This is a genomic window from Cupriavidus sp. 05N39, from assembly GCF_056397325.1.
The window spans coordinates 1-15,747 of record NZ_JBFTNE010000044.1 but is presented as its reverse complement, the minus strand read 5'-3'; the positions used below and the strand labels follow the sequence as shown (position 1 = coordinate 15,747).

Annotated in this window: 12 protein-coding genes; 2 read left to right on the top strand and 10 right to left on the bottom strand. The window is 67.1% G+C overall.

Translation table 11 applies throughout. The features are described from left to right. Positions 1–114: 114 nt before the first annotated feature. The 3 genes from AC1DN0_RS21425 to hpnD all read right to left on the bottom strand — a co-directional run bounded on the left by AC1DN0_RS21425 (position 115) and on the right by hpnD (position 3,358). Positions 115–1,011 (bottom strand): SMP-30/gluconolactonase/LRE family protein, encoded by an 897-nt coding sequence (locus AC1DN0_RS21425; RefSeq protein WP_035871026.1) that lies wholly within the window; start codon positions 1,009–1,011, stop codon positions 115–117. Positions 1,012–1,113: 102 nt separating this feature from the next. Beyond that, positions 1,114–2,388 (bottom strand): Zn-dependent hydrolase, encoded by a 1,275-nt coding sequence (locus AC1DN0_RS21420; RefSeq protein WP_441634023.1) that lies wholly within the window; start codon positions 2,386–2,388, stop codon positions 1,114–1,116. Between the two features lie 133 nt (positions 2,389–2,521). Further along, on the bottom strand, positions 2,522–3,358 hold the full coding sequence (gene hpnD / locus AC1DN0_RS21415) for a presqualene diphosphate synthase HpnD (protein ID WP_477145983.1): 837 nt from the start codon (positions 3,356–3,358) through the stop codon (positions 2,522–2,524). A 599-nt stretch (positions 3,359–3,957) separates the two neighbouring features. Here hpnD and AC1DN0_RS21410 point away from each other — a divergent pair. Then, a complete protein-coding gene (locus AC1DN0_RS21410; protein WP_477111182.1) occupies positions 3,958–5,085 on the top strand; it encodes an efflux RND transporter periplasmic adaptor subunit in 1,128 nt (375 codons plus the stop codon). A 10-nt stretch (positions 5,086–5,095) separates the two neighbouring features. After that, positions 5,096–8,209 carry an efflux RND transporter permease subunit gene (locus AC1DN0_RS21405; RefSeq protein ID WP_477145982.1) on the top strand — a complete coding sequence of 1,038 codons (3,114 nt, stop codon included), beginning with the start codon at positions 5,096–5,098 and terminating at the stop codon, positions 8,207–8,209. Between the two features lie 53 nt (positions 8,210–8,262). Here AC1DN0_RS21405 and AC1DN0_RS21400 read toward each other — a convergent pair whose 3' ends face one another. The 7 genes from AC1DN0_RS21400 to AC1DN0_RS21370 all read right to left on the bottom strand — a co-directional run bounded on the left by AC1DN0_RS21400 (position 8,263) and on the right by AC1DN0_RS21370 (position 15,745). Continuing rightward, entirely contained in the window at positions 8,263–8,673 is a 411-nt protein-coding gene (locus AC1DN0_RS21400; protein WP_035871016.1) for a DUF3830 family protein, read from the bottom strand. Positions 8,674–8,706: 33 nt separating this feature from the next. After that, positions 8,707–9,897, bottom strand: a complete 1,191-nt coding sequence (locus AC1DN0_RS21395; protein WP_477111183.1) for an amidase — start codon at positions 9,895–9,897, stop codon at positions 8,707–8,709. A 111-nt stretch (positions 9,898–10,008) separates the two neighbouring features. After that, positions 10,009–10,992: an ABC transporter ATP-binding protein gene (locus AC1DN0_RS21390; RefSeq protein ID WP_441634044.1), complete on the bottom strand. Its 984-nt coding sequence runs from the start codon at positions 10,990–10,992 to the stop codon at positions 10,009–10,011. 55 nt (positions 10,993–11,047) lie between these two features. After that, on the bottom strand, positions 11,048–12,121 hold the full coding sequence (locus tag AC1DN0_RS21385; RefSeq protein ID WP_441634032.1) for an ABC transporter ATP-binding protein: 1,074 nt from the start codon (positions 12,119–12,121) through the stop codon (positions 11,048–11,050). A gap of 4 nt (positions 12,122–12,125) precedes the next feature. Next, positions 12,126–13,010 (bottom strand): ABC transporter permease, encoded by an 885-nt coding sequence (locus AC1DN0_RS21380; RefSeq protein ID WP_477111184.1) that lies wholly within the window; start codon positions 13,008–13,010, stop codon positions 12,126–12,128. 38 nt (positions 13,011–13,048) lie between these two features. Continuing rightward, complete coding sequence (locus AC1DN0_RS21375; protein ID WP_477111185.1) at positions 13,049–13,999, bottom strand: ABC transporter permease; 951 nt, start codon at positions 13,997–13,999, stop codon at positions 13,049–13,051. 144 nt (positions 14,000–14,143) lie between these two features. Further along, positions 14,144–15,745 carry an ABC transporter substrate-binding protein gene (locus AC1DN0_RS21370; RefSeq protein ID WP_477145981.1) on the bottom strand — a complete coding sequence of 534 codons (1,602 nt, stop codon included), beginning with the start codon at positions 15,743–15,745 and terminating at the stop codon, positions 14,144–14,146. Between the last annotated feature and the right edge of the window lie 2 nt (positions 15,746–15,747).

Below are 15,747 nucleotides of genomic sequence, written 5' to 3'. Positions count from 1 at the left end.
GGTGCGTCCTACTTCTGGCCTGTAGGCCCGCCTGCAGCCGCCGCCAGCGTCCAGCCCGCGGCGTCCCGGTCCTTCCCAAGACTTTCCCGCCGGTTGCCGTGCCGGCGGCCTCTTTCAGGGCAGGCCGGCGTGCGGCACTTCCACTTCGGTCATCAGGATATGGCCCAGGCGGGAGGCGCGGCGCTCGGCCTCATCGAAATTCGGCGCCGCGGCCAGGAACAGCGTGGTGCCTCGCGGGCCACCCAGGGCTGCCGCGAATATGCCCGTCCCGCAGGCGATCTCTTCAGCGATATGGCCGCCGGGCATCACCCGCAATACACGATTACCGATAGCGTCGGCCACCCACAGCGCGCCTTCCGCGTCCTGCGCGCAGCCATCCGGCGCGACCTTGGCGCCGCCCAGCACCTGAGCCAGCTCGGTGCCGGCAGGCTGGCTGCCGAACAGCGCCCAGTCGCGGCGGGGGCCAAGCGAGCCATCCGCGTGCAGATCGAACGCCGAGATGCGGTTGCCAAGCGTCTCCCCAACCACCAGTGACTTGCCGTCCGGCGTAATGACCGAGCCGTTCGGAAAGAACAAGCCGTCGGCCACCACGGTGACCGTGCCATCGGGATCGACCCGCGCCAGGCTGGCGGTGCGCATGGGCGCGCCGGCCATCAGGTCGAAGCCGAAATTGCCCACATAGGCACGGCCGTGCTGGTCCACCACCATGTCGTTCACATGCCCGCTGGCCACTGCTGACAGGTCGGCATGCACGCTGAGGCTGCCGTCCGCTTCGCGCCGCAGCAGCTTGCGGTCGCGCATCGAGACGATCAGCAGGCGCCCGTCCGGCAGCCAGCCGAGGCCCGAAGGCTGCTGCGGTACCTCGGCGATCGGCTCGACGGTGCCATCCAGGCTCACCGCCATCACCCTGTGCGTGTAGAAATCCGAGAGCCAGAGCCGGCCCTCGTGCCAGCGCGGGCCTTCCAGGAAGGTGTGTCCCTCGGTCAGTACCGACAATTCGCGGCGCGCCATGCGTGTCTCCTTTGTGATCTTTCGATCTTTCGATCTTGTGATTGGATGTGCCTACATCCAATACGATTTGCGCCGGGATCGCAAGCGTGCCGCAGTGGGGTGTCAGGCGCGCGGCTGGAAATGCCGCAGGAAGTCGACGAAGGCCTCGGCGGCCTGCTGGGCGTCGTCCGCGGTGATGGTCTCGAGCGGGTTGTGGCTGATGCCACCGTTGCCGCAGCGCACGAAGAGCATCGCCACGTCGGTAATGCGCTGCATCATCATGGCGTCGTGCCCCGCGCCCGAGGGCAGTTCGTAGGCTTGCAGGCCGCGCTTTTTCAGCACCGCGCCAAACTGGTCCATCAGCCAGCGCGCGCAGGGCGCGTTGTTCACCGGCGCCACGCGTTCCACCTCGGCAACGAGGCCGCGGCGCGCGGCGATCGCCTGGATGCCGGCCACGATGTCGGCAATGGCGGCCTCGCGGATGCCATCCTCGCCAGCGCGGATGTCCATGGAAAACACGCATTCGGCGGGGATGACGTTGCTTGAGCCGTTCGGCACCTGCAACTGGCCCACCGTGCCGACCAGCGCAGGCACCTCGGCGCAGCGCCGTTCCACCAGCAGCACCATTTCGGCGGCGGCCGCGGCGGCGTCCTTGCGCATGGTCATGGGGGTGGTGCCGGCGTGGCTGGCCAGGCCTTGCACGCGTACCTGGAAGCGGCTGCTGCCTGCAATCTGCGTGACCACGCCGAGCGGCAGGCCGTGGTGCAGCAATACCGGGCCTTGCTCGATATGGACTTCGACAAAGCCATGCAGGGTAGCGGGGTCCACCGCCGCGGCTTGCAGGGCTTCAATGGTGCCCGCGCCCGGCAGGCCAGAGGCGGCCAGCGCTTCGCGCAGCGTCACGCCATCGGTGTCGGTGCGGTCCAGCAAAGCCGGGTCGAAGCGCCCGGCCAGCACGCTGCTGGCCAGGAAGCTGGTCTTGAAGCGCAGCCCTTCCTCTTCGGCGAAACCCACCACGTCAAAGTGATAGGGCAGGCGGATGCCGGCGGCATTGAGCGCGCCCACCACGGCAACCGGCAGCAGGATGCCGAGCCGGCCGTCATAGCGGCCGCCGTTGCGCACCGTGTCGAAGTGCGAGCCGGTCATCAGCACGCGCGCCGCATCGCCCACGGCCGGGTCGGCGGCATAGCGGCCGATCACATTGCCGATGGCATCGATGCGAACCTGCATCCCCGCCGCCTCCATCCATTCGGCCAGCCGCGCCTGCGCGGCGCGGTGGGCGGGCGTCAGGTAGGCGCAAGTCAGGCCACCCTCCATGTCCGAGAAGCACGCCAGGGCGGCAGCCTGGTCAAGAATGGCCTGGCCAAGCGGAAAGGGGGGCTGGGGAGATTGGATCATGGCAGTTGCGCGGAAGGGAAGGCAGAGACAATGCGGAAATCCTCACGCCCGGAAGCGGGCGTGAGGACTCGTGATGATACCCGGAGGCGGGCCGCCAGGAGCCCGTCGCGCCCGGCTGGCACTCAGGCGGCAGTCAGCGATTGCCCATCCAGGTCTTCCATGCGATCCAGAGCTTGCGCATCGGCGTCAGCGAGATGCGCTGGTTCAGTACCTGGAAGCCGCTGGCCTCGACTTCATCAAGCAGTGTCTGGTAGATCGCGCCCATCACCAGGCCGGCGCGCTGGGCGCGGCGATCGGCGCGGGGCAGCAGCGCCAGCGCTTCCCGGTAGAGTGTGCGAGCCTGTTCGGCCTGGTGGCGCATCAACGTCACGAAGCGGTCCGAATGGATGGCCTGGTTGATCTCGGACACGGGTACCTCGAAGCGCTGCAGCGTGTTGACCGGCAGATAGATCCGGCCGCGCCGGGCGTCCTCGCCGACATCGCGCAGGATATTGACCATCTGCAGCGACAAGCCCAGCTTTTCCGCGAATTCGAGCGTGCGCGCATCTTGATAGCCCAGGATGCGCGCGCTCATGGTGCCGACCACGCCGGCCACGCAATGGCAATAGCGCGCGAGCGCGATGTCATCAAGGTAGCGCGACTGGGTCAGGTCCAYCTCCATGCCTTCGAGCACTTCGCCGAACATCGACTGCGTCAGGCCGTACGCCTGCACGTGCGGCTGGAGCGCCTTGGTGACGGGGTGGGTGGGTGCGCCATTGAACATCTGGCCAAGCTCGCTGCGCCACCAGGCGAGCTGTTGGTGGGCAACGCTGGCGTCCTGGGTGTCGTCCACCACATCGTCGACTTCCCTGCACCAGGCGTAGAGCGCGGTGATGGCCTGCCGCCGCTCCGGCGGCAGGAACAGGAAGCTGTAATAGAAACTGGAGCCGCTCTGCGCGGCTTTTTCTTGGCAATACTGATCGGGCGTCACGCCGGTCTCGGGTCGGTGATTGGGGGGCTTTATGACTGCGGGCGTCGCCGCGGCCTGTCTGGCGGAACATGGGGGCCGRCCTGGGTGCAACCGGCAGCACGCGTTTTCGCGGGACGCGCCATGGCAGCGCCAAGAGCCGGGAACGTGGGCGACAGCCGCCCCGCGATCCGTGGCGAGGCCGCGCGAGCGACGGGCCGGATTGTAGCATTTGCCCTCTAATGGCCTTGCGGTGCGTCATCGGCGCCAGCCAGCAGCGATGGCTGGCGCGGCAGGCTGCGCGCCAGCCGGCAACAATGGCGTCTGCGACGTTACGCCGCGCCGCGCCCCGATTTTTTGCGCCACATTGGCTCGCCGGCGTGTTTGTCACCTGAATAGTGCTTTTTTCGTTGCATGTTCTTCCGGTGTGGTTTGACGCCTTCGGGTGGTCCCCTATATATTGCTGACCGGCGAGTTATTAATTAACGCGCCGCCTTCCGCAGTGCCCGCTGTTTCACCGATTCCTCGCTTAACTCATGCCAGTGCCTTCTCCCAGGCCGGAAGTTGCGGCCGTCGATGTGCCTTTTTCCACTCTGGTGGATGCCAGCGGAGCTGCTGCGGCGATGGCGGATACCGCTCGCCGCGCGCTGCCGGCCCGCGCGCGGCTCATGGTGCCGGTACTTGCCGGCTTGCTGGTGCTGGGTGGCTGTAATCGCCAGCCCGAGCGCCCACCTGAAATCCGCCCCGTGCGGTTGATGCAGGTGCGGCCCGGCGCGGGCAAGACCGATCTCGAGTTCTCCGGCGACGTGCGGCCCCGGATCGAATCACGGCTGGGCTTTCGCGTCGGGGGCAAGATCGCTGCCCGCCTGGTCGATGTGGGCGCCACAGTCCGCAAGGGCCAGCCGCTCGCACGGCTCGATCCCACCGACCTGAGCCTGGCGGAAGCGGGCTCGCGTGCCCAGTACGACGCGGCCAGGACCGATCGCGACCTCGCCGAGGCCGATCTCAAGCGTTACAACGAGCTGTTCGCCAAGAAATTCATCAGCGCCGCCGAGCAGCAACGTCGCCAGGCCACCTATGACTCCGCCGTCTCCCGCCTGCGCCAGGCCGAGGCAGGGCTGCGCAACCAGTCCAACCAGACTACCTATGGCGTCCTGACCGCCGACGCCGACGGCGTGGTGACGCTGATCGAAGCGGAGGTTGGCCAGGTAGTCGCGGCAGGCCAGTCGGTTGTCCGGGTGGCGCAAACCGCCGAGAAAGAGGTGGCGGTCGGGTTGCCGGAAGATCAGGTCGAGCGCCTGCGGGGCATTTCCGACGTGACGGTGCGGACCTGGGCCGAGCCCGGCCGTCCCCTGCCAGGCCGCGTGCGGGAGATATCCCCGATGGCCGACCCGGTTACGCGTACCTATGCGGCCCGCATCAGCGTGCCCAACCCGCCGCCGGACTTCAAGTTCGGCATGACCGCCGTGGTGACATTCACCCGCACCGGCGACAACGCCACGCTGCGCGTGCCGCTTTCCGCGCTGCTGCAGCAACAGGGTAGCAACCAGGTCTGGGTGTATGACGCTGCCAAGGGCACCGTGCAGCCGGTCGCGGTCACCCTGGGCGAACTGCAGGGCAACGAGGTCCAGGTCAGGCAGGGGCTGTCCGCCGGGCAAACCATCGTCACCGCGGGCGTGCACCTGCTCAAGCCCGGCCAGAAAGTGAGGCCGCTGCAGGCGGTGGCGTCCGCGCCGGCCGTGCGCAACTAGGGCGCGCAGCATGGACCATTCCCGTTTCAATCTCTCCCGCTGGGCCCTGGAGCACCAGCCGCTGACCCGTTACCTGCTGGTGGTGCTGCTGCTGGGCGGGCTCTTCGCGTTCTTCCAGCTCGGCCAGGACGAAGACCCGCCCTTCACCTTCCGGGTAATGGTGGTGCAGGCGTTCTGGCCTGGCGCCACCGCCGAGCAGATCGCGGTGCAGGTCACCGACAAGATCGAGCGCCAGTTGCAGGAGGTGCCCTACGCCGACAAGATCCGCAGCTTCTCCAAGCCCGGCGAGACCACGGTGATCTTCCAGCTCAAGGACACCGCGCCGGCAAAGGACACCGCGCAGATCTGGTACACGGTGCGCAAGAAGGTCGGCGACATCGCGCAGACGCTGCCGCCGGGCGTGCGCGGGCCATTCTTCAACGACGAGTTCGGCGACGTGTACGGCTCGATCTACGCGCTGTCCGCCGATGGCTTCAACTACAAGGAACTGCGCGAATACGCCGACCTGGTGCGCCAGCAACTGCTGCGCGTGCCGTCGGTAGCCAAGGTCGCGCTGATCGGGCTGCAGGACGAGAAGGTCTATATCGAATTCAACCAGGCACGCTTTGCCCAGCTCGGCCTGGACATCAATGCAATCGCGGACCAGATCTCCCAGCAGAACAGCATGACCGCCAGCGGCGTGCTGGTGACGCCTGGCGACAACCTGCAGGTGCGCCTGTCGGGACAGTTCGCCAAGGTGGCCGACCTGGAAAACCTGGTGCTGCGCGGCCCCAACGGCACCGCCAACATCCGCCTGGGCGATATCGCCCATGTCTACCGCGGCTATGTCGATCCGCCGGCGAGCAAGATGCGCTTCCAGGGCAAGGAAGTGATCGGGCTGGGCATCTCGATGGAGAAGGGCGGCGACATCATCGCGCTGGGCAAGAACCTGCGCGCCGCGACGGATGGCTTGCGCGGGCAGTTGCCGGTCGGCATCGAGCTGGATCAGGTGCAGAACCAGCCCGACGCGGTCGAGCGCTCGGTTGGCGAGTTCGTGCAKGTGTTGATCGAAGCGGTGGTGATCGTGCTGGGCGTGAGCTTTGTCTCGCTCGGCCTGCATACCAGGCCGCTGCGGCTGGATGTGCGGCCGGGGCTGGTGGTGGCGCTGACCATTCCGCTGGTGCTCGCCGTCACGTTCCTCTTCATGAACATGTTCGGCATCGGGCTGCACAAGATATCGCTCGGGGCACTGATCGTGGCGCTCGGGCTGCTGGTCGACGACGCCATCATCGCGGTGGAGATGATGGTGCGCAAGCTGGAGGAAGGCTTCTCCAAGATGGAGGCGGCCACGTTCGCCTACACCYCCACCGCGATGCCGATGCTGACCGGCACGCTGATCACCGCCGCCGGCTTCCTGCCAGTGGGGCTGGCGCGTTCGACCGTGGGCGAGTACACCTTCGCCATCTTTGCCGTGACCGCGATGGCGCTGGTGCTGTCGTGGCTGGCCGCTGTCTACTTCACGCCCTACCTGGGCTACCTACTGCTCAAGTCCCGGCCGGCCGGCGAGGGCGAGCAGCATGAGGTGTTCGACACGCCGTTCTACAACCGCTTCCGCCAGTTGGTGAACTGGTGCGTGACCTGGCGCAAGACGGTGATCGTCATCACCCTGGTGGCCTTCGGCCTTGGCCTGTACGCCTTCAAGTTCGTCGAGAAACAGTTCTTCCCGGATTCGAGCCGGCCGGAGCTGATGGTGGAATTGTGGATGCCCGAGGGCACCAGCTTTGCGCAGACCGAGGCCGAGGCCAAACGCTTCGAGGCCGCGCTGCGCGGGGACCGCGAGATCGCCAGCCTGACCACATTCGTGGGCAGCGGCGCGCCGCGCTTCTACCTGCCCCTCGACCAGATATTTCCGCAGACCAATGTGGCGCAGGTGATCGTGATGCCGGCCGGGGTGGCACTGCGCGACCGCGTGCGGCAGCGCGTCGTCAGCCTGCTGGCGAGCGATTTCCCGCAGTTGCGCGGACGCGTCAAGCTATTGCCGAACGGGCCGCCGGTACCTTATCCGGTGCAGTTCCGGGTCATCGGGCCGGATGCCGCCGGCGTGCGCAAGCTGGCCGACGAAGTCAAGGCCGTGATGAGCGCCAACCCGAATACGCTGGGCGTCAATGACAACTGGAACGAGAGCGTCAAGGTGCTGCGCCTGGATATCGACCAGGACAAGGCACGCGCGCTCGGCGTCAGCACCACCGCCATCGCGCGCGTGACGCAGACCGTGCTGAGCGGCGTGGCCGTGGGGCAGTATCGCGATGGCGACAAGCTGATCGACATCCTGATGCGCGCGCCGCGCAACGAACGCGACGCCATGTCCGACCTGCAGAACATGCAGGTACCCACCGCCAGCGGCCGCGTGGTGCCGTTGACCCAGGTCGCGCGCATCGCTTTCCGCTCCGAGCCTGGCGTGATCTGGCGCGAGAACCGCGACTTCGGCGTGACCGTGCAGTCCGATGTGGTCGAAGGCATCCAGGGCCCCACCGTGACGGCGCAGATCAATCCCAAGCTGGACAAGCTGCGCGCCACGCTGCCGGCGGGCTACCGCATCACCGTGGCCGGGGCGGAAGAGGAAAGCGGCAAGGCTGGCGCGTCGATTGCCGCGCAGCTGCCGCTGTGCATCTTCATCATCTTCACGCTGCTGATGCTGCAGTTGCACAGCTTTTCGCGCTCGCTGATGGTGTTCCTGACCGGGCCGCTGGGGCTGATCGGGGCGGCCGCCACGCTGCTGCTGCTGAGCGCGCCGATGGGCTTTGTGGCGCAGCTTGGCATCACCGCGCTGCTGGGCATGATCATCCGCAACTCGGTGATCCTGGTCGACCAGATCGAGCAGGACATCAGCGCCGGCGCGCCGGTCTGGGAAGCCATCGTCGAGTCGGCCGTGCGCCGCTGCCGCCCGATCATCCTGACCGCCGCGGCCGCCGTGCTGGCCATGATCCCGTTGTCGCGCTCGGTGTTCTGGGGGCCGATGGCGGTGGCGATCATGGGCGGGCTGGTGATTGCCACGGCGTTGACGCTGCTGTTCCTGCCGGCGCTGTATGCGGCGTGGTTCCGGGTGAAGGCGCCGGAAGCGGGCGCGGCAGTCCTGGCGCGCTGAACATGCCCGGGATCGTGCTCGGACGGCTGGCGCCGCCGAGTACGCATCGCGCCTTACATCAATTCAAAACTCACATCCTGCGCCCCTTCCCACAGCACCTTGGTGCCCAGCGCGCGCAGGTTCTCCTTGCCTTCCACGATCGTCAGGAAATGGTTGCCCGCCAGTTGCCCCATCTTGCTGGCGAAGCAGCAACTGCCGTACGCCAGGATGATCTCGGTTTCGCTGTAGCCGCCGGGGTAGAACAGGATGTCGCCCACCGACGGGTGGCTGGTGTGGTTCTCGAAGTCCACGCCCAGCTTGAATTCGCCCAGCGGAATCCAGCAGCCTTCGCCGCTCCAGCGGACGTGGATCAGCTTTTGCCGGTAGGGCAGCAACTTGGTGAAGGCCGCCACGGTCTGTGGGGCATCGGGATTGGTTTCGGCGACAAACTGGTAGCCGCCGGCGGTGATACGGATTCGGGCCATTCTGGCTCTCCTTGGGGGAATCGGGGCAGTGGTTCAGCTTAGTGCCATCACCAGCTTTTCTGCAAATGCAATCAGGCTGCGGTCGCTGCCGGCGGGGCCCATCAGCGAGACGCCGAGCGGTGCGCCGGCGCGGCCGGCCAGAGGCAGGCTCAGGTGGGGAAAGCCGGACAGGGGCGCCAGGCAGAGGGTCTGGGCGGAGCGGTTGCGGTAGGTTTCCAGTTCTTCGCCAGCGGCGTCCGACAGGGGCGCGATGTCCGGCATGGTCGGCAGGATCAGGATGCCATCGTTGCCGAGCAGCGCCGCGAGGTGGGCGGTGAAGGCGCGGCGGATGGCACTGGATGCTTCGAACTGCGCGGCCGTGACGCTCTTGGAGAAGGCAAATCGTGCGGCCACGTCCGCGCCGAGCTGCAGGCCGTACTGCTCGATCATGGCGCCGTCGGTTTGCCAGGCTTCCCAGCCCTGCACGTAGCGGAAGGCCCACCAGATATCTTCCAGCGCGCGATCCGCGACCGTGACGGGGGTGGCTTTGCCGAAGGCGGCCTCGATGCCGCCGACCACCGGTAGCAGCGCGTCCAGCGCGGCAGGGGTGGGCATGCGGAACAGGTCTTCGGCGAGCAGCAGGCGCGGGCTGGCGGGCAGCGGCCTTGCATCGTCCCCGAGCAGCACGCCGGCCACGCGCGCAAAGGTGCCGATATCGCGGGCGAAGAAGCCGCAGGTATCGAAACTGTCACACAGGGCCAGGCATTGCGCGAGCGAGATGCGGCCGTGCGTGGGGCGGATGCCGAACAGTCCGCAATGGCTGGCCGGGGCGCGCACCGAGCCGCCGGTGTCGGTGCCTAGCGCGAAGTCGCATAGCCCGTTGGATACCGCCGAGGCCGAGCCCGACGACGAGCCGCCGGTGATGCGTCCCGGTGCCGCGCCGTTGACCGGCGCGCCGTAGTGGGCATTCTTCCCGTTCATCGAGAACGCCAGTTCATCGGTGTGGGTCTTGCCGACGAAGGCGGCGCCGGCGTCAAGCAGGCGCTGCACGGTTGGGGCGGTGGCGGTCTTGATGCCCGACATCGCCAGCACATGGGGGTTGCCCCCGCCGGTGGGGTAGCCGGCCACGTCGAACAAGTCCTTGGCGGCAAAGGTGAGGCCGGCGAGCGGCCCGCTCGCGGCGTTGGCGACCGGCGCTGCCGGGTAGGGAAGGAAGGCGTGGGAGGGATGGCTGGCCAGGTTCATGGATGCGGTTAGCGGTGTGGGAAGCAATCAGTAAAGGTGATATTGGCACGGACTGCACGGCGGGCAAAGCATGCAACTTGTGACCGTGCGCTCTTGAACGGAGCGCACGGCTCAAGCCACGGCCTGCGCGATGGCAACTGGCTCGGCGGCCAGTACGCAGCTTACGCGATGACCACCGCCCAGCGCGACGCTCTGCGGCACCGCCTGCAGGCATTGCGCACGCGCCTGCGGGCAACGCGGGGCGAAGCTGCAGCCGGGCGGCAAGGCGGACAGGTCGGGCGGCGAACCGGCAATGGTCTGCAGCCGCTGGCCCCGGTCCATGCCGTGCTGGCGGCTTTGCAGCAGTGCCATGGTGTAGGGATGGCGCGCGGCCCGCAGGATGGTGCGGATCGGGCCTTCCTCGACAATGCGCCCACCGTACATGACGGCCACGCGGTCGGCGATCTCCACCGCCGCGCCGATGTCATGGGTGACGAACACGATCGACAAGCCCAGCTCGCGCTGCAGTTCCCGCAGCAGGATCAGCACCTGGATCTGCACGGTGGCGTCCAGCGCGGTAGTGGGCTCGTCGGCCAGCAGCACCTTCGGGTTGGCCGACAGCGCCAGCGCGATCATGGCGCGCTGGCGCATGCCGCCCGACATCTCGTGCGGATAAGCCGCCAGCCGCCGCTCCGGGCTGGGAATGCGCACCGCCTCCAGCGCCCGCAGGGCGCGCTGGCGCGCTTCGGCGGCGGACACGCGGGCATGGGTGCGAATGCATTCGATGATCTGCTGGCCAACCGTGTAGACGGGGTCCAGCGCCAGCAGGGGCTCCTGGAACACCATCGCAACGGTGCCGCCGCGCAGGCGGGCCAGCCCGCGCGAATCCAGCGCGGTGACGTTGGCGCCGTTGATGCGGATCTCGCCTTCCATGCGGGCGCGGCGCGGCGGATGCAGCCGCATCAGCGCACGCAGCGTCACGCTCTTGCCCGAGCCGGATTCGCCGATCAGGGCGAGTGCCTCGCCCGGCGCAACTTCCAGCGATACGCCGTTGACGGCGCGGATGGTCTTGCCGCCGCCGGAGAAGGTGACGCGCAAATCGCGCACCGATACCATGGGCGCGGCAGTTTGCGGTTCTGGAGTGGGGTTGGATGCAGTCACGATGAGGCCCTCAAATCGTTGCAGCGAGCGGACCGGCGGCCGCCGGCAGATGCCGGCTGTGGCCGCCGTCGGCGTTGGCCATCAGGCAGGCCACGGGATGCCCGGCCAGCGCATCCGACAGTACCGGCGCGCGGCGCGAGCACACGTCCTCGGCCATGGCGCAGCGTGGATGGAAGCTGCAGCCGGACGGCGGGTTGATCGGGTTGGGCGGATCGCCCGCCAGCGGCGCGACCAGCGTGCGGCGGTCCGGATCCATTGCCGGCATCGAGGCCAGCAGCGCGCGGGTGTAGGGATGCGATGGGTTGGCGTACAGGGTCTCGGTATCGCCCACCTCCACCACCTTGCCCAGGTACATCACCATCACGCGGTCGCACAGGTAGCGGATCACGTTCAGGTCGTGGCTGATAAAGACATAGGTGAGGTCAAACTCGGCCTTGAGGTCGAGCAGCAGGTTCAGCACCTGCGCTTCCACCGATTTGTCGAGTGCCGACACGGCTTCGTCGAGGATCACCAGGCGCGGGCGCAGTACCAGCGCGCGCGCGATGTTCACGCGCTGGCGCTGCCCGCCGGACAACTCGTGCGGATAGCGTCCGGCGAAGCGCGTCGGCTCCAGGCCCACGCGATCCAGCAGGGCGCGGGCACGCGCGGTGGCTTCGGCGGCGCTGATGCCGTGCACGCGCGCCGTAAAGGCAATGGATTCCTCGATCGTCAGGCGCGGGTTGAGCGAGGAGTAGCTGTCCTGGAAGACCATCTGTACCTGGCTGCGGTAGCGCTTCATGGGCAACTGGGCCGATCCGACGCCCAGCGCATCGAAGATCAGCTCGCCCCTGTTTTGCTCGATCAGCTGCATCAGCAGCCGCGCGGTGGTGGACTTGCCGCAGCCGGATTCACCGACCACGCCCAGCGTCTCTCCCTTCCTGACTTCGAAGCTGACGCCATCGACGGCGCGAACCTCGCCGCCGCGCTGCCAGGGAAGCTTCGATTTGAGCGGAAAGTGCTTGATCAGGTCGCGCGCGATCACCAGCGGCTGCGCCGGGCCGCCCACATCGGCATTGAGCAGGGTATCGGTCATGGCATCGGTCATGGCATCAGTCCTTGATTTCCATCGCCGAGCGGATGCCGTCGGCGAGCAGGTTGAAGGAGATCGAGGTCAGGAAGATCATCGCGCCGGGCAGGGCGGCGACCCACGGCTGCGTATAGATCGCCGTGCGCAGCGTGTTGAGCATCAGGCCCCATTCCGGCTCGGGGGGCTTGACGCCAAGGCCCAGGAAGGACAGGCCCGAGGCCAGGATCATCGAGACCGAGATCAGGCTGGTGGCATAGACAAAGATCGGGCCCAGCACGTTGTTGAGCACATGGGCGCGCACGATGGTCAGCGACGACGCACCCGAGGCGCGCGCCGCGTCGACGAACTCGCGGTTGCGTACCTGCGTGGTCACGCTTTCCGCCACGCGCACGATCTGCGGCACGAACACGATGGTCAGCGACAACAACGCATTGCCCACACCCGCGCCCAGCGTGCCCGACAGCGCGATGGCCAGCAGCACCGAGGGGAAGGCGTACAGGATGTCGACCAGCCGCATGATCACGGTATTGGTCCAGCCGCCGGCGTAGCCCGCCACGATGCCCAGCGCGCTGCCGACCACGAAGGCGATCAGCACCGGCGTGATGCCCATGAACAGTGACAGGCGGGCGCCCAGCATCAGGCGGGACAGCATGTCGCGCCCGAGTTCGTCGGTGCCAAGCAGGTAGTGCTCGGTGCCGACGGGCTTGAGGCGCTTGAGGATGGAAGCGGCGTAGGGATCCGCCGGCATCAGCACTGGCGCGAAGATCGCCATCAGCACCAGCGCCAGCAGGATCAGCGCGGCCAGCATGGCCAGCTTGTTGCGCAGCAGGCGCCGGCCTACGGTGGTCCAGTAGCCTGGCGAACGCTGCACGACAGGCAGCGCGGGCTTCGTCAAAGTCATTTCCATGGGGACTCCCGGTTTCCTTGATGGCGTCAGTTACGGCGTCAGTTGCGCTGGATGCGCGGGTCGAACAGGGTTTGCAGCGCATCGACCAGCAGGTTCAGCAGCACGAAGAACACGGCGAGCACGAGGATGGTCCCCTGCAACAGCGGGAAGTCGCGCTGGAAGATCGCCGAGTTGAGCAGGAAACCCGTGCCGGGCCAGGAGAACACGGTCTCGATCAGGATGGAGCCGCCCAGCAGGTAGCCGAGTTGCAGGCCCATCACCGACAGCGCGGTAGGCGCCACGTTCTTCAGCACATGGCGGAACACCGCCAGCTCCGACAGGCCGCGCGCCTTCAGGCCGACGATGAATTCATTGGAGAGGATTTCCGCAACGAGCGCGCGGATGGTGCGGGCCACGATGCCCATCGGGATCACCGACATCGTCACGGCCGGCAGCACCATGTACTGGATATGTTCCCAGTCCCACGCCCAGTCGCCGGAACCACCCGGGCCCGCTCCCGTGGGGGGCAGCCAGCCGAGGAAGACCGAGAACACGATCACCAGCACCATGCCCAGCCAGTAGTGCGGCATGCTCACGCCGAACACGGACAGGAAGGAGGCGGTGCGATCCGCGGCGGAATCCCGGAAGTAGCCGGCCACGAAGCCGAACAGGCAGCCGAAGGTAAAACCGATCAGCGTGGCCACCGTGGCGAGCCGGACCGAGTTGATCACCGCCGTCATCACTTCGCTCATCACCGGGCGGTTGGTGGCGATGGAGGTGCCGAGGTCCCCATGCAGCGCGCGGGTGAGCCAGTGCAGGAATTGTTCGAGAAAGGGCTTATCGAAGCCATACAGCGCGGTGAGCTGGCGGCGCAGGTCCTCGGAAGCATCGGGCGGCAGCACCGACACCAGCGGGTCGCCCGGCGCGATATGGACCAGCGAGAAGCAGAGCAGGGCGACCCCTAGCAGGATGGGGATCGCATAGATGAAGCGGCGGAGCAGGTAGAACATGATCGTGGCCGGGAAGGCAGGCGCGGGCGCCTGCCGTGGTTTGCGGGGTGCCTGGCCGATGCGTGCCGGCCGGACATTCTCTTGATTGCGCTGTGCGTGGCCGGCCCGGGACCGGCCTCGCACGCGAGCCGCGCAATGCGCTGCTTAGTCCATCGACATGGTGGCGATGTCGATAAACCAGCTCTGCGGCTGCACCACGCCCTTGATCTTCCTGGAGATGGCGCGCGGGCCGACGTCATGCGCGATCAGCACGAAAGGCGCTTCTTCCACGATGCGCGCATGCAGCCTGGCCAGCGCCGCGTCGCGCCCCTTGTCGTCAAACGAGGTGCGCGCGGTTTCGATCAGCTTGTCGAACTCCGCGTTGCCGAAGTAGCCCCAGTTGTTCGAGACCGGCGGCTGCGTCTTGGTGCTGACAAAGCGGACCATGGCGAAGAACGGGTCCATCGCCGCAAAGCTCACGTTGACCGCGTTGGCGCCGTGCGCGCTCGGGTCCTTGGCGCCGATGCGCCAGTTGGTGAAGAGCGTGTTCCATTCGACCACGTCGAAGTCGACGTCGATGAAGCACTCCTTCAGGTTCTGCTGCACGTACTCGTTCATCGGCAGCGGCTGCATCTGGCCCGAGCCCGAAGCCGAGACCTGCACCTTCACCTTGAGCGGCTTGGCGGCGGAGTAGCCCGCTTCCTGCATCAGCTTGCGCGCGGCGTCGGCGTCGTACTTGATATCGAATTTGGGATTGCCCCACCACGGGTTGCCCGGTTCGACAATGCCCTTGGCCTCGGCCATATAGCCGCCCAGCAGCGTCTTCAGGCCGGAACGGTTGACACACAGGTTGGCGGCTTGCCGCACGCGCTTGTCGAGCCAGGGCGATCCGGGCGCGAACGACAGCTGCCACGGCCACATATGCGGTTGCGCGTTGGCGTAGACCTCGAAGCCGCGGCTCTTGATCTGTGCCACCGCATCCGGTGCCGGCGCCTCGATCCAGTCGACCTGGCCAGACAACAGGGCGGCGGTGCGCGCATTGGCCTCGGGCATCGGCTGCATCACCACCTTGTCGATCCTGGGCACACGCCTGGCGTCCCAGTACTGCGCGTTCTTCACCAGTTCCAGCCGCTCGCGCGGCACGAAACGGCTCATCTTGAACGGGCCGGTGCCCGAGGCGTCGGCGGCGAAGGCTACCCACGCTTGCTTGGAACGCTCCGCCGGATCCGTCACCGAGGCCGGTACCGCGGCGAGCTTCTTCTCCCATTGCGTGGGCGAAGCCATGAACAGGTTGCTCAGGTTGTACGGCAGGAAGGAGTCAGGCTCCGAGGTGATCAGCTCAATGGTCATGTCGTCGATCTTCCTGGCTGAACGCAAGGTGGGCATGCGCGAGGCGGTCACGCCGACCTGGCTGGGATCGAACTGCCTGGCGGTCTTGTCGAGCACCTTGCCCACGTTCCACACCACGGCATCCGCATTGAACGGCGAGCCGTCGTGGAACTTCACGCCGGGGCGCAGCTTGAAGACCCACCTGGTCTTGTCCTTGGTATCGACTTTCCATTCCGTGGCCAGGTCGGCAATCAGCAGGCTCGGGCCGTTGCCCTTCGAGAGATCCCACTGGGTCAGCCCGTCGTACATCGGGATGCCGGTAAAGCGGTTGCCTTCGAAGCCCTGGTCGGGCTGGCCCAGCGTGCGCGGGATGTCAGCGGCGGTCATGCCGATGCGCAGCACCTTCTCGGCCATCGCCGTGCCTGGCAACGCAAGCAGGG

Coding starts and splice junctions, on each gene's coding strand:
- AC1DN0_RS21390 (WP_441634044.1), bottom strand. CDS start 10,992: ATGGTATCGGTGCGCGATTTGCGCGTCACCTTCTCCGGCGGCGGCAAG.
- AC1DN0_RS21420 (WP_441634023.1), bottom strand. CDS start 2,388: ATGATCCAATCTCCCCAGCCCCCCTTTCCGCTTGGCCAGGCCATTCTT.
- AC1DN0_RS21380 (WP_477111184.1), bottom strand. CDS start 13,010: ATGGAAATGACTTTGACGAAGCCCGCGCTGCCTGTCGTGCAGCGTTCG.
- AC1DN0_RS21375 (WP_477111185.1), bottom strand. CDS start 13,999: ATGTTCTACCTGCTCCGCCGCTTCATCTATGCGATCCCCATCCTGCTA.
- AC1DN0_RS21410 (WP_477111182.1), top strand. CDS start 3,958: ATGGCGGATACCGCTCGCCGCGCGCTGCCGGCCCGCGCGCGGCTCATG.
- AC1DN0_RS21385 (WP_441634032.1), bottom strand. CDS start 12,121: ATGACCGATGCCATGACCGATACCCTGCTCAATGCCGATGTGGGCGGC.
- AC1DN0_RS21395 (WP_477111183.1), bottom strand. CDS start 9,897: ATGAACCTGGCCAGCCATCCCTCCCACGCCTTCCTTCCCTACCCGGCA.
- AC1DN0_RS21425 (WP_035871026.1), bottom strand. CDS start 1,011: ATGGCGCGCCGCGAATTGTCGGTACTGACCGAGGGACACACCTTCCTG.
- AC1DN0_RS21400 (WP_035871016.1), bottom strand. CDS start 8,673: ATGGCCCGAATCCGTATCACCGCCGGCGGCTACCAGTTTGTCGCCGAA.